The sequence below is a fragment of the Mesorhizobium sp. M3A.F.Ca.ET.080.04.2.1 genome (genome assembly GCF_003952525.1).
GTDB lineage: Bacteria > Pseudomonadota > Alphaproteobacteria > Rhizobiales > Rhizobiaceae > Mesorhizobium.
Genome location: NZ_CP034451.1, coordinates 185,030 through 199,429, shown reverse-complemented (window position 1 = coordinate 199,429; position 14,400 = coordinate 185,030). Strand labels below are relative to the sequence as shown.

Sequence of the window (14,400 nt, the reverse complement as noted above, 5' to 3'; positions counted from 1 at the left end):
TGACGACAAGATGTCGATAATTTATCGATGAAGTCACGACGAATGAGGAGACGGCCATGTCCGCACAGTGGGATTTCTGGATCGATCGCGGCGGCACCTTCACCGATGTGATCGGGCGCCATCCGAACGGTCAGCTTACGGCGCGCAAGTTGTTGTCGGAGAATCCCGGCGCTTACCGTGACGCAGCGGTGGCGGGCATCCGCTCGCTGCTCGGCCTGGATGCCGGCGAGCCCATTCCGGCCGGATTGATCGGCGACGTGCGCATGGGTACCACCGTCGCCACCAACGCATTGCTGGAGCGCAAGGGCGAGCGTTGCGCGCTTGTGACGACGCGCGGCTTCCGGGACGCGCTCGCCATCGGCTATCAGGCCCGCACCGACATTTTTGCCAAGCATGTCGTCAAGCCAGACCTGCTCTACGACCGCGTGGTCGAGGTCAACGAGCGGGTGCTGACGGACGGGACGGTCGAGGTGCCGTTGTCCGAAGGCGAGCTTCGTGCCGCGCTGTCCAGCCTGGTCGACGCGGGCTATCGTGCCGTGGCCATCGTGTTCATGCATGCGTACCGGCATCCCGAGCACGAACAGATGGCGGCGCGTGTGGCACGCGACATGGGTTTCGGCCAGGTCTCCGCCAGCCACGAGATCTCGCCGCTGGTGAAGTTCGTCGGCCGCGGCGACACCACCGTTGTCGATGCTTATTTGTCTCCGATCCTGGGGCGCTATGTTGCGCAGGTGGCCGAGGAACTTGACGTCGCGCGCACCGGCGCCCGTCTAATGTTCATGATGTCGTCCGGCGGCCTGACGGCGGCAAACCTGTTCCAGGGCAAGGACGCCATCCTGTCGGGCCCGGCCGGCGGCGTCGTGGCGCTGGCGCAGACCGGCGCGGAGGCCGGCTTCTCGCGTGTCATCGGTTTCGACATGGGCGGCACATCGACCGACGTTGCCCATTACGATGGCGAGTACGAGCGTGCCTTCGAGACGGAGGTGGCCGGTGTGCGGATGCGTGCGCCGATGATGCTCATCCATACGGTTGCTGCCGGCGGCGGTTCCGTGCTGCATTTCGATGGCGCGAGATTTCGCGTCGGCCCTGACTCAGCTGGCGCCAACCCCGGCCCCAAATGCTACCGCCGCGGCGGGCCGCTGGCCGTCACCGATGCCAATGTCATGACTGGCAAGCTTGTGCCCGAGCTGTTCCCGGCAATCTTTGGCCCCGGTCAGGACGAACCGCTCGACCGTGAAGCCGTGCGTCTCGCCTTCCAGGATCTGGCCGACCAGGCAGGTGACGGCCGTTCGGCGGAAGCGGTCGCCGACGGCTTCCTCAAAATCGCCGTCGCCAATATGGCAGAAGCGGTGAAGAAGATTTCCATTGCCCGCGGCTACGACGTGACGCGCTATGTGCTGAACGCCTTCGGCGGCGCCAGCGGCCAGCATGCCTGCCTCGTCGCCGACGCGCTCGGCATGACCAAGGTGTTGGTGCATCCGTTCTCGGGACTGCTTTCGGCTTACGGCATGGGCCTTGCCGACATCCGCGCCATCCGGCAGATATCGGTCGAGAGCAAGCTTGGCGAAGCAGCCGGAGCGATCGTCGAGGCGGCGGCGCCGCTATGCGCGGAAACCGGCGCCGAGGTGATCGCGCAAGGGGTTGGCGAAGCGAATGTCACCGTGCATGTCCGGGCCCATATCCGCTACGCTGGTACCGATACGACGATCGAGGTTCCGGCGCTGACAGTGGCGGCCGGCGTCCGGCCGGATGAGGCTAGCCTCGATGCCCGCGGCATGGCCGACGCCTTCGAAACGGCGCACAAAGCCCGATTCGGCTTCATCGATCGCAACAAGGAGATGGTGGTCGAAGCGATCTCGGTCGAAGCGATCGGCGGCGGCCGCAGGCGCGTCGCCGCCACGCTGCCGCCGGCGACGGGGGCGCTGCCGGACCCTGAGCGGCAAACTCGCTTCTTCTCGGGCGGCGCATGGTACGACGCGGTCGTCTACCTGCGCGAACAACTGCAAGCCGGGCATCAGGTGCACGGTCCGGCGCTCATCATCGAGCCCAACCAGACCGTGGTGATCGAGCCCGGCTGGGCCGCCACCTTGACCCCGCTCGACCACCTGGTGCTGGAACGGGTGGTGGCTTTGCCCAAGCGCGTTGCCATTGGCGCCGATGCCGACCCGGTCATGCTGGAGATATTCAACAATCTGTTCATGTCCATCGCCGAGCAGATGGGTCTGACGCTGCAGAACACCGCCTATTCAGTCAACATCAAGGAGCGGCTCGACTTCTCTTGCGCCGTCTTCGACCGCAATGGCGCGCTTGTTGCCAATGCGCCGCACATGCCGGTGCATCTCGGGTCCATGGACCGTTCGGTGGAATCGGTGATCCGGAACAACCCGGTCATCCATCCGGGCGACGTCTTTGTCATCAACGCGCCATACAATGGCGGCACCCACCTGCCGGACATAACCGTCTGCACCCCGGTTTTCGGCGAGGATGGAAAGTCGGTGCTGTTCTGGGTCGCCTCGCGCGGCCACCACGCCGACATTGGCGGCACGGCTCCCGGATCGATGTCGCCCAATGCGCGCACGATCGAGGAGGAGGGCGTCTACATCGACAATTTCAAGCTGGTCGACCAAGGTCGCTTCCGCGAGGCGGAGCTGGTGGAGATCCTTACGACCGCGCGCTATCCGGTGCGCAACGTGTTCCAGAATGTCGCCGACCTGAAGGCGCAGATCGCCGCCAACGAGCGCGGCGTGGCGGAACTGAAGAAGATGATCGCCCATTTCGGCCTGTCTGTCGTCGAGGCCTATATGGGCCATGTCCAGGACAACGCCGCCGAAAGCGTGCGGCGGGTGATTGCCCGCCTGTCAGACGCGGAGTTCCGCTATCCCATGGATCAGGGCTGCGAGATCAGGGTCAGGATCAGCGTCGACCGGGCGAGCCGCGAGGCGATTGTCGATTTCACCGGCACCTCGGAGCAGCGCGACGACAATTTCAATGCGCCCGAGCCGGTGACGCGCGCTGCCGTGCTCTATGTATTCCGGGTCATGGTCGAGGATGTAATTCCGATGAACGCCGGCTGCCTCAGGCCCATCCGCATCGTCGTGCCGGACGGCACGATGCTGTCTCCGCGCCGGCCGGCGGCGGTGGTGGCTGGCAATGTCGAGGTCAGCCAGGCGGTGACCAACTGCCTGTTCGGCGCGTTGGGCGCGCTGGCCGCTGCGCAAGGCACGATGAACAACCTCACTTTCGGCAACGACCGGTACCAGTATTACGAAACGATCTGCTCCGGTGCTCCTGCGGGCGAGGGGTTCGGCGGCGCGCCGGCGGTGCACACGCATATGACCAATTCGCGACTGACCGATCCGGAGATTCTCGAACTGCGCTTCCCCGTGGTGCTGGAGGATTTCCACATCCGCGAGGGATCTGGCGGCCGTGGCCACTGGCACGCCGGCGACGGCACCAGCCGGACCATCCGATTCCGGGAGAAGATGAACTGCGCCATCCTTTCCGGCCATCGCAAGGTGGCGCCGTTCGGCCTCAAGGGCGGCAATGCCGGCGAGAAGGGCCGCAACCTGGTCCGCAGACTCAACGGCAGCATCGAGGAACTGGCAGGGTGCGCCGAAACGATCCTGGCACCCGGCGAGGCGATCACCATCGTCACGCCGACGGGCGGCGGCTTCGGCGAAACTCCGCCTTCAGGCGCAAAGACCTCGTGAGCAGGCAGCCAAGCCGGAGGGCCTCCGCGAGGTTGGCGAGGGGCTGACCGCATTGATGCGCGAGACGAGGGCTCCCGATCCGTCCGGTGGCCACATCGGCGATCTCGTGCGTTGGGTCGAGGTCAACAAGCCCAAGCTAAGGGCCACAGAATTGTTATCAGGATACGAAAGTGCGCTGACGCCGATACTCGGCGGCATCCACCGAGGCTGGTAGGCAATTCCAGCGAGCCGATAAAGATGGCCAGCGGGCACACTTCTGGCGCGAACCATTTCAGGTTCGGGAAGCGTTTCGCGGTTGAAAGTCCCAACTGGGTTCGTAAGGCACGCGTCGATCTTGTCTTACCCATTGAGGCTGGCCGTAGATTGACGCGCCGCCATCAACCAACAATGAAGCACCGGTAATGAACCCTGCAGCTTCGCTTGCGAGGAAATAAACAGCTTCGGCGATATCTTGGGTCTGACCGATGCGACCGAGCGGCGTGTCTGCCAAGACCGCCTCGAGGCGGCCAGGTTCGGCGAGGGTCTGGCGGGTCATGGCCGTGTCCACAATTCCGGGAAGGATGGCGTTCGCGCGGATACGGTAGACGCCGAGTTCGGCCGCCATGGTGCGGATAAGCATCAAAAGCGCGGCCTTGGTCGCGTTGTAAGCGCCGGTCTGGTCTGTGTGGTAAAGAGCCAGGCAGGACGAGATGACGACGATGCTGCCGCCCGCGCGTTGCTCTGCCATTACCCGGGCGACGGACTGGCAGGTGTGAAACGTCCCACTCAGGTTCACATCGACATGCCGATCCCAGATCTTTTCCGGCATGTCCAAGAAGCTCGAGAGGCGAGCATAACCGGCATTCGCGACCAGCGTCCCGATTGGGCCGAGATCAGATCTAGCCCGCTCAACGGCTGTATCGACCGCGCCTCGATCGCATTGGTCCGCTGCGTAGACGCCAACCTGACTTGCTCCCAGGGCCTTGAGTTCGCCGGCGAGGGCGCCAAGCGCTTCATCGGTGCGGTCGAGCAAGGCAATTGCACGGCGATCCGCCGCAAAACGTCTTGCAAGAGCACCGCCCATGTCGCCTGCGGCTCCGGTCACGATCACGGCCGAGGTAGAGGTCATTTTCAATCTCCTGGAGTCCCGTTCAGAAGCGGGTCACAACGATGCCATCTGCAAACGCGCCCTCGGCAACCGAGAGGGCCCTGAAATGCTTCAGCCCTCGTTCGAATGGAATGGCCTCGACGCCGTTTGCGCCGGGCGGCACGTTGCCTTCCAGCAGTGCCAGCGCGGCCGCGGCCATGCCTATCCCGGTCCCGCGGCTCATCTCGCTCTCATCGGTGATAGTGTGCATCACAACAGGGCTGTCGCCTTGGAGGCCGATTACGTTGATCTGGGTAAAGGCGGGGCGTTCTCGCGGTGGGCTGGCATTGTGCCGAGCCCATAGGAGCTTCCAAAGCACCTCTATGGGCTGGATGGTCTGATCCCCAACAGTGACGGTGAGGTCATCATGGCCAAAGCCAATGCGACCAAGCGTCGAGAATGCCTGGTTGGCCCATCCTGGATACAGCGAACCCTTGCACTGCACCAGCTTGAGATCAGGTCTATGGCGCGCAAGTGTCAATGGTTCCGGGTGGGCGGTATCGTAGGCTTCGATCCTCCCGAAAGGAGGCGGGACGTCGAACGACATGGCCGTCTCGGGCTGGAATCCCTTCGAGTACTCCATCCGGCCGCCTCGCCAAATCGGGCAGGGCGCCACCGTCATGTGAAGCATGTGACGAAGCACGGCGAGACCCCCGGGGTCGCGCTCTCGCGTGATCCATACGATCTGGATTCCGTCAACGTTGCTGTTCGACTGGAGGATGTCGCATGCCAGCCAATTGGAGATGCCCGGCGAATTGCCCCCGCCCGTGATTACCGGCACCTTGCGCTCGCAAGCCGCCTGGTGAAGATCGAGGATTGTCTGCGTTCCCTCAGCATCATCACAGACATCGACATATGCAGCGCCGGCAGAAATTGCCGCGCGGGCAGCCGCGTCGGAGCCCAGGAAGAACGGACCGGCGAAATTCAGGACCAAGTCCATGCCCGCCGCGTCGACACCATTTCGCGAAATATCGCGCAATTCTCCCTCTATGCGGTCCGGGGCCACGGCCAGCGCGAGCGCCAGGTTCTCGGGGGATCGGTCGACAATCCTGAAGCGGGCATCAGGAAGCTGGCGCGCAAGCATGCCAAGCGAGCTACGTCCCATGTGCCCCGCTCCGATAAGCAAAATGGCCTTGCTCATAAAGCCTCCCATAACGAACGTTAATTCATAATTTTAGTCCAATCGCCCGTCAAGTCGGGGTGGGCGAGAGTTTCGTTCTCTCTCGGCTATGTGCCCTCTGCGGAGCCTTTGCGCCGTCGCGCGATCCTTGACAGTTGACGTTGCTTGCATTAACGATCGTTCACATTCCAAGGATGGAGGCTCTTTGCGATGGCCCGGAAGCCGAACACAGTGAACTGGGAGCGGGTGAACCAATGGGTGGCCCGCGAGGGTGTGCAGGCAAACTGGCAAGTCTACGGTGCGCCGGCGATCATGGCCGTCAACAAGACGGCCTTTTCGGATGCCGAGCCGATGCCGCGCTGGGCCGAACCCGAGAAGCTGATCCTATCGGTTGCTATCAACGGTGCTTTCTTCCGCAAGGACGAAAATCCCAACCAACCGATCTCGTCGGAGGAGATCATCCGCTCGGCACAGGAGTGCATCGACGCCGGCGCGCAGATCATCCATATCCATGCCCGCGATGAGCGAGGCTACAACGTGCTGGACACGGGCCTCTTCAAGGAGACGCTGACTCATCTTCGGCGTCAGAACAACCACATAGCGCTCGATGCCTGCCTCGTTGCGGTCAACGATGAAGAAGAAAAGATGATGAGCGAAATGATGTCGCTGGGTGTGATGGAGGGTGTACCGGTAAACGCCACGTCGATCGTTCTCGGCGACAATCGCTTTGTGAAGTCGCCGGCGGCCATGATCGAGAAGACGCGCCGCGCGCTTGCCCAGGGCCTGACGCCCCAAATCGCGGTCTATTCCGACGCTGACATCGACAACGCCCGCCGCTATCTGATCGACAGCGGACTGATTGAGGGTCCACTGAACTGGCTTGTCCTGCCCGGCCTACCCGGTTGCAGCCCCACCTACAGCCCTGAGACCATGATCGACGGCTTCATGCGACTGGTCCGGCTCATTCGGCATATCGATCCTGCATCGGTTATCGTCGCCTGCACCGGCGGACGCTCGAGCAGCTATCTTGCCACGCTTGCGATCCTTATGGGCGTGCACGTTCGTGTCGGCATGGAAGACACTGTATGGAAATGGCCGCACCGGGACGACAAGATCCAGAGCAACGTGGAAGTGTTCCGTCAAATCAGCGGCATTGCCTCGGCTCTGGGGCGCGATCTCATGGGGGCTGATGAATATCGCAAGCTGATGACGCTGGCCTCATAGTTTAGGCGAAGCGGATCCGATGGACGAGCTTGCAAGCCAGGAGAAACGGGCGCCATGCCATTGAATGCCGTCGTGACCGGTGGGTCGAAGGGGATCGGTTTTGGCATTGCGGCTTGCCTTTTGGCGCGAGGCTATGCTGTCACCATAGCAGGCCGCAACGAGACGGACCTCGCGGCCGCCGTTTCGAACCTCAATTCACTGGGGCCGATCGAGGCAGTCGTCGCAGACGTCACCAACGAGGATGACGTCGAGCGCCTCATGTCGCGCTTCGACGATCCGGCCAGACCGCTGTCATTGCTGGTCAACAATGCCGGCGTGTCTGACTACAAGACGCTCTTGAAGATGGATCTGGCGCGTTGGCGTTCGGTCCTCGACATCAATTTGACCGGCGTTTTCCTCAGCCTGCAAAGGGGCGCGCGGCGCATGCGGGTCTCAGGCGGCGGTGCTATCGTCAACGTAGCTTCCATCGACGCTGCCGGAACTGATGGGCGGCAGTCCGCTTACGGCGCGGCAAAAGCCGGCGTCGTCAACTTGACCAAAACCGCGGCGGTCGAGCTTGCGCCCTATGGCATCCGCGTCAATTCCGTAAGCCCCGGCTGGACACTGACCGCCATGATCAAGGATCATGTCAGCGAGGCCGCCCTCCGGCACATGACCGAGAGCTTCTCGCGTGTTCCGCTTGGCCGGTTGGTCGAGGTCGACGAAATTGCGCGCACTGTTGCATTTCTTGGCAGCGATGAGGCGAGCGGGATAACCGGTATCGATGTCCCGGTCGATTGCGGCACGCTTGCCAACCTCTATATCGCTGAAACCCTGCCCAAGGAATGATGCGGTCCGACCGATGACGAAGCCCGAGATTGCGTTGGTCAGTGGTGCTGGCTCGGGTATAGGGCGAGCCGTCTCGCTCGTCCTCGCCGCTCGCGGCGCGCATGTTGGTGTCCTTGATCTGTCGCGCGAAAGCGCTGAGGAAACTGTCGGATTGGTCGAAGGTGCGGGCGGAAGCGCAACCCCGCTTGCAGCCGATGTGAGCAGTCTAGAAAGCCTGGCGAGCGCAATAGACTCCTTCGCAGAAGCGAGCGAGGGGCTCGACACCGTGGTTGCGGCGGCAGGGGTCGCACGCGGCGGCCTCATCCAGCGCATGTCCGAAGCCGCCTGGGATCACGTCATCGGCGTCAATCTCAAGGGAACGTTCCTGCTGGCGCGGCAGAGCCTGCCCCTCCTGCAGCGTCGCGCCGGCGGGTCATTCGTTGCCGTCAGCTCGGACGCGGGCATTATGGGGTCTGTCGCCTATGGCGCGTACTGCGCCTCCAAGCATGGCGTGATCGGGCTCGTCAAAGCCATGGCCTTGGATCATGGGCGCGAAGGTATTCGCTCTAATGTGGTGTGTCCCGGTTTCGTGAACACGCCGATGGCGACGCGCATCTTTTCGAAGGCTCCTCCTGGCACCCGCGATGCCTTCGAAAATGCTGTTCCAATGGGCCGCTTTGCCGAACCGCAGGAGATCGCGGCGGTCATAGCCCACCTATCCTCTCGCGAGGCCGCCTACACCAACGGCTGCGTGTATCTGGTCGACGGCGGCAGTAGCGCCGGTCACCTGATCGGTCAGGACTGATGACGTAACCTGTAGTTGATTTGGAATGAAATTGTGAGCCAGCAGATTTATCCAACTATCGTCCATGCCTTGGAGGGGCGCGCCGTGCTCGGGCCCAAAACCACGGCGCTCACAGACGCTGACGAGGAACTTGACTACGCTCGCCTTCAGACGGAAGTGGACGCTGCGGCCGCGCGCCTGGTGACCCTTGGGGTAGCGCGCCAGGAGCGCGTGATTGTCGTCGGCGACAACACATGGCAATGGGTCGTCGCCTATCTCGCGATCCTTCGCGTCGGCGCAATTTCGGTTCCGATGAACAACCGGTTGGCCCCCGCGCAGGTGAGCGACCTCGTCACGCTGCTGGATGCGCGGATTGCACTGGCTGACGATGCGCATATCCACATGTTCGGCGATTGTGTCGGGCTACGGGTATTCTCGATCAATGGCACTTTCGCTGCCCCGTTTTCTTCCGTTGACAAAGCTTCCGCTCTTCCCGACCTGCCACGCCCGGCGGATAATGCTGTCATCAGCTTCACGTCAGGAACCACCGGAGCGCCGAAAGGCGCCGTGATCAGCCATGATGCATTGCGCAAAGCCTCCCAGGTCTATGTCAACCTCATCGGGGCAAGCGAGCAGTCCTCCACGCTCATTGTGGCCCCGCTTTTCCACAACACCGGTTTCGTCGACCAACTCGGCACGATGCTGCTTTGCGGAGGGCGCGCGGATCTTTTGCTGCGGTATCGCACACAAGAAGCGATTGCAGCCTGCCGTCGCAGGCCAACGACATTTGTAACCGCGGTGCCGAGCGTACTTCGGATGATGATGACGGCGGAGGGAGCCGACGCTGTCTACGGTCCAGCCAAGGACGTGCTTTTTGGCGGTTCTCCAATGCCTGCCCCCTGGTCGCTGGAGATGCACAAGCGTTGGCCGGGCTTACGGCTCTGGCACGGCTATGGACTTACCGAATTCACCTCCTGCTGCACGGTATTGCCGGCTCAATTGATCCTGACATACGGCGATTCAATCGGGTATCCGGCGGAAGGTGTGGAGCTGCGCCTTGTTGGAGAGGACGGCGAAGATGTTCCCGATGACACCGTCGGCGAGATCTGGGTCGCCGGAGACACGCGCATGCGGGAATATTGGCGGCGACCGGACGTCACTGCCGAGAAACTCAACGGGCGCTGGTTGCGAACTGGCGATCTGGCCGAGCGCCGGGAAAAGGGTCTGATTTATCATGTCGGACGCCGCGATGACGTCATCAATCGCGGTGGCGAAAAGATCCTTCCCTCGTTCATCGAAGCTGCCATGGCTGAAATCCCCTCTATCGCCCAGGCGGTGGTTTTTGCGGTGCCGCATCCGGTGCTTCAAAACAGTGTGCTGGCGGCCGCTGAACCGCGCCCAAAGATGGCGGTCGACGTTGCGGAGGTTCGTGAGTTCCTGCGCCATCGGCTGCCAGGCTACGCCGTGCCGGAAGACATCATCGTCAGCCCCGATCTGCCGCGTACGGCATCCGGCAAGCTCGATCGCCGAGCAATCCGCGCCGGCTACCTGGAATCCCTAAAGGAACCAAAATAGGAGGCCACCAGATGGCAAGGAAGTGGAAGGCCGTTGTCATAGGCGCGGGCGGCTCACAGGCGCAAGCCATGCTGCGAGCCCTCGCGCGCGGTGGGGCAACGCAGGGCTGGCTGGCGGTAGACCGCGCTTGGCGCGCCGAAACTAAGAATGCCGCTCAGTCCATGGGATTCGTCACCCAGCAGATGGATGCTCTCGCCGACATCGGCAAGCTCGACGAATTGCTCTCGCAGACCGAGCTCGTTGTTAACATGGCTGGTCCCTACTACAGGACAGGCACCGCGATCCTTGACCAGGCGATCGCCACCAAGACGAACTACCTAGACATCTCAGATGACGCCGACGTCACGATCCCCATGCTCACCCGAAATGCAGCAGCTGAGGCGGCCGGCATTTCCGCGCTGATCGGTATGGGATCTTCCCCCGGTACGACCAACATCCTCATCAGGGCCGCGGTCGACAAACTGGGGCCGATGGATGACGTAGACATCTATTGGACAGTTGATCTGGCCGACATGACGAATGCCGCGGTAAGGCATTTCTGGCATTGCTTCAATCTCGTGGATCCCGACGGCAGCACGCACGATGTCGCGGGCTGGGAACAGCTTGAATTTCGCGACATTGATTTTCCCGATCCCGTCGGCCGTCAGCGGCTTGTGCGACTTGCACACCCCGAACCTATAACGGTGCCAAAGTACTTGGCCGTGAAGCGGGCTTCCAATTTCGGAGGACTGAATCCCGAAGAGGCTTTGATCACTGGCTGGTGCTTGGCGCATATCGCCGACGAACGCAGGACCAAAGGAAAGCTGACTGACGCTGCGGTCGATCTGTTCCTGCATTATCGTGATCAGCGGGCCGGCGCCCCGCGCATTGGCAGCGGCCTGGTCATCGATGTCCACACAAATGGCAACGGTTTGCGTTTTGCCTCCGGAAGTGATGGGGGCATGGACGATTCGACAGGCATCCCTGCAGCCGTTGGCGCGATCTTGCTGATGCAAGGCCTGATCGAACGAAAAGGCGTATTCCCGCCCGAAATTGTTTCGCCCAAGGACTTTTTCTCGATCCTGCGAGATGTGAGCGTCGGCGGCGGCGGCCTGACCCTGTCATCCCTTGAAAATGGCCAGGCTGGCGACAAAATGCGGATCAGGGACCTGCTCGCTTGAGAGCCTTCGAAGCTTGGTCCCGACCATCCGGTTAAAGCTATTCGGCTTCGAGCATGCTGCGAGCCAGTTTGGAAAAATGCGCGGCAATCTTTTGTTTCGGGTATCGGCCATTGGGACGGTACCATGAAAGCACCTTGTCGCACATCGATCCAATCGCAAGCGCGACCAAGCGGACATCCTTAGGCTCGCGACCGGCATCGCGGACGACTTGGGTGCAGATGTCTGTCATTGTGTCGAGGTATTTGCGCAGCATTGACCTGATCGCCTCGCGCTGCTCGTGATTGAGGCGGTCCATCGCAGACGATTCAATCAGCCGATCATTGGCTTTCGCGGTGCGGGCGTGATCAATCTGGTAGATCACATGTCGCGATACGATGTTCTCAAGACGCTCGAGGCCTGACAAATTGGGATCGTCGCGTTTGGTGACCTCAGAGTGGAAGTCTCCAAGCGTGACCGTGATGGCCTCGATGAAGATCTCTTCTTTCGAGCGGAAATGATTGTACAGCGCCGGCGCCTTGATGCCCACTTCTGTGGCAAGGTCGCGCATGGAAGTCTCGTTGAAGCCGTTGGCACCGAAGAGTTCGACCGCGGCTTCAATCAGCCTGTCGCGAGTAGTCGAGCGCGGGACCCCGCGCGTGGGCTGGTTGGATTTCAGCTCAATGGTCGCTTCAGTGTCGGCCATTGGCCTTCCTCTTTCACCTTCGCTCTGCGTCATACTCAATCTATGTCGTCAATGCTCGTCACTATATACGGCAAACCGCTCTTTTTTGCCAAAAATTGTTTGTATGCCAAGGATTTCGGGCAGCAAAACATGTCGGTCAAGCTGACTGCCCGGGCAAACTCGCGAGGGAGCCGACATGCCCGGAAAATCCAGGCCAGATGCCACAGCGGGCGGAGCGTTCGCTACCCAAAGGCAGCAGCAAGGCGCTCAACGCCGCGGCCAGATCGAGCCAAATATAAGTTCGCGACCACCCATGATTCCGGCGGGGCGAAACATCATGACCAGGATCATCACCAAGCCGAGACCTACTTCCTGCAAGCCGGCAGGAAGACTCAATATGGTTCCGCCGACCGGGATTCCGGCTTCGAGACGCCTCAATATTTCGGTCACCGCAGTGAGGGCCATAACGCCGATGACCGCACCCGATAGGCTTCCTGAACCACCAACGATCAGCATCGCCAAGGTCAGGAAGGTAAGTGGCAAGTAAAAGGCATCGACCGTCACGATGCCGAGGAAGCCGGCATGCATCGCGCCGCCAATGCCGACAATCAGGCCGCTGAGGCTGAATGCGACTGTTCGAACAAACCAGACGTTGACGCCAGACCCCTTGGCCGCGGTTTGATCGTCGCGTGCCGCCCGAAGCATGAATCCGTATCGGGACTCCTGATGAAGCCAGGCAATCAATATGGCCAACGCCGCCAGACCGGTGCCGACTGACGGACCGACAAATACGGGCAAGTTCGCCAGAAGCGCTGTCCCGCCTGTTACGCCACTCCAATTCATGTAGAACGCATATTGCCCAGCCAGGAACGCGAAGGTAGCGATGGACGCGGCGGTTCCCGACAACCGCATCAAAATGGCCCCAACCACGATTGCCACGATGCCAGCCAGGGCGGCTGCTCCAAGCAGACCGATAGGAGGGCAACGCTATGTGTTGCAGGAAGATCGGCAGACCCCGCAGGTTCATCGGCTTTAGCATTGGCAACGTGCAGCAGCTCAGCCACACGAAGGCGTAGGCGCCGATCGACATGAAGCTGATGTGGCCGAACGACAAGATTCCCGAGTTGCCGACGAAGACATAGAGACCGACAACAAGGACCACGCGGATCATCATCTCGGTTACTGTCTGTGCCGAACCGCCAAAGTGGCTGCTGACCAACGCGATCAGTCCGAGCAGTATTACAAGCACTATCGGCGTCTGCGCCTGAGTCCAGACTGGGCGTGCTCCTTCGGACGCGATTGACGTTAAGACCTGGCCTCGAGCTTGCATCTCAGACCCTTTCTTCGAACTGCTTCAGTCGGATGATCCCCGAAGGGCGAACCAGCAGCAGCAGGATGACGAACAGGAAAACAAATGCGTCGCGGAACGCCCGGATGCTGTCGGGCAAATAAGCCTGCAGCAAGGAAGTGGCGATCCCGACGAGGAGGCCGCCGAGCACCGCCCCGGGCAAGCTGCCCATTCCGCCTATGACGGTCGCGATAAAGGCGAACGTCACGATGTTGACGCCCATGGTCGGCGCAAGCAGACCGGTCTGCACGACGTAGAGCAAGGCGACAACGCCCGCGAGAAGGCCGCTCAATGCAAAGGACAAGGCAATGACGAAGTCGGCGCGTACCCCCAAATAGCGGGCCATCCGAAAATCCTCAGCCGCCGCACGCATCTGGATGCCGAAAGACGTTTTGCGCATGAACAGCAGGATCGCAAGCAAAAGCAGCAACGTTACGCCGATCGTCACCGGTTGAAGGAGCGGAATCCTGATCCCGCCGAGCTCGGTGGCTTGTGTCAGGGACGACCACAGGCCAATGGCCTTCGGGCGCGCGCCATAGACCATCATCAGCAGATTCTGGATGATGTAGCCAAGCGCGAAGGACACGACCATCAGGTTCTGCGGTGCGGCACTGCGCAAGCGCCGAAACACCAACAAGTTCGAAAGGAGCGCGATTGCCATGCCAAACGCCAGGATCGCGAAGATCAACAGAGGCCAGCTCCAGCCACCGATCAACAGCTTGGCGGTGACGTCAGCCGAAGGAACAATGAGCGCATAGGCCGACATCGTCACGAACTCGCCATGCGCAAAGTTGATCAGTCGCATGATGCCGAACAGCAGCCCAATCCCCAAGGCGGCAAGCGCATAGAGGCTTCCGAGGCTTAGCGCATCGATGAACGTCTGGA

11 protein-coding genes are annotated in these 14,400 nt (G+C 61.5%); 6 read left to right on the top strand and 5 right to left on the bottom strand.

The window, feature by feature from the left end; all coding sequences use genetic code 11:
• Positions 1–56 precede the first annotated feature (56 nt).
• The gene (locus tag EJ074_RS00910; RefSeq protein ID WP_129552603.1) at positions 57–3,710 is read left to right on the top strand and encodes a hydantoinase B/oxoprolinase family protein; all 3,654 of its coding nucleotides are present in this window, start codon (positions 57–59) and stop codon (positions 3,708–3,710) included.
• A 271-nt stretch (positions 3,711–3,981) separates the two neighbouring features.
• Here EJ074_RS00910 and EJ074_RS00905 read toward each other — a convergent pair whose 3' ends face one another.
• Both EJ074_RS00905 and EJ074_RS00900 read right to left on the bottom strand, forming a co-directional pair.
• Entirely contained in the window at positions 3,982–4,818 is an 837-nt protein-coding gene (locus EJ074_RS00905; protein WP_095806389.1) for an SDR family NAD(P)-dependent oxidoreductase, read from the bottom strand.
• A 22-nt stretch (positions 4,819–4,840) separates the two neighbouring features.
• Positions 4,841–5,977, bottom strand: coding sequence for a saccharopine dehydrogenase NADP-binding domain-containing protein (locus EJ074_RS00900; RefSeq protein ID WP_245454779.1), 1,137 nt, complete (start codon positions 5,975–5,977; stop codon positions 4,841–4,843).
• Between the two features lie 189 nt (positions 5,978–6,166).
• Here EJ074_RS00900 and EJ074_RS00895 point away from each other — a divergent pair, with 189 nt between their 5' ends.
• From EJ074_RS00895 to EJ074_RS00875, 5 genes are read left to right on the top strand one after another with little or no spacing between them, the layout of a single operon-like run.
• Positions 6,167–7,180: a 3-keto-5-aminohexanoate cleavage protein gene (locus EJ074_RS00895; protein ID WP_095806388.1), complete on the top strand. Its 1,014-nt coding sequence runs from the start codon at positions 6,167–6,169 to the stop codon at positions 7,178–7,180.
• 54 nt (positions 7,181–7,234) lie between these two features.
• Complete coding sequence (locus EJ074_RS00890; protein ID WP_129552601.1) at positions 7,235–8,008, top strand: SDR family oxidoreductase; 774 nt, start codon at positions 7,235–7,237, stop codon at positions 8,006–8,008.
• 13 nt (positions 8,009–8,021) lie between these two features.
• Positions 8,022–8,792, top strand: coding sequence for an SDR family NAD(P)-dependent oxidoreductase (locus EJ074_RS00885; RefSeq protein ID WP_165349810.1), 771 nt, complete (start codon positions 8,022–8,024; stop codon positions 8,790–8,792).
• A gap of 33 nt (positions 8,793–8,825) precedes the next feature.
• On the top strand, positions 8,826–10,346 hold the full coding sequence (locus tag EJ074_RS00880) for a class I adenylate-forming enzyme family protein (RefSeq protein WP_165349809.1): 1,521 nt from the start codon (positions 8,826–8,828) through the stop codon (positions 10,344–10,346).
• Between the two features lie 11 nt (positions 10,347–10,357).
• Positions 10,358–11,506: a saccharopine dehydrogenase NADP-binding domain-containing protein gene (locus EJ074_RS00875; protein WP_129552598.1), complete on the top strand. Its 1,149-nt coding sequence runs from the start codon at positions 10,358–10,360 to the stop codon at positions 11,504–11,506.
• A gap of 37 nt (positions 11,507–11,543) precedes the next feature.
• Here the strand turns inward: EJ074_RS00875 and EJ074_RS00870 are convergent, their stop codons facing one another.
• From EJ074_RS00870 to EJ074_RS00860, 3 genes are all read right to left on the bottom strand, one after another.
• Positions 11,544–12,188 (bottom strand): TetR/AcrR family transcriptional regulator, encoded by a 645-nt coding sequence (locus EJ074_RS00870; RefSeq protein ID WP_165349808.1) that lies wholly within the window; start codon positions 12,186–12,188, stop codon positions 11,544–11,546.
• Between the two features lie 246 nt (positions 12,189–12,434).
• Complete coding sequence (locus EJ074_RS00865; RefSeq protein ID WP_281033667.1) at positions 12,435–13,136, bottom strand: branched-chain amino acid ABC transporter permease; 702 nt, start codon at positions 13,134–13,136, stop codon at positions 12,435–12,437.
• Between the two features lie 362 nt (positions 13,137–13,498).
• A complete protein-coding gene (locus tag EJ074_RS00860) occupies positions 13,499–14,389 on the bottom strand; it encodes a branched-chain amino acid ABC transporter permease (RefSeq protein ID WP_348627015.1) in 891 nt (296 codons plus the stop codon).
• Between the last annotated feature and the right edge of the window lie 11 nt (positions 14,390–14,400).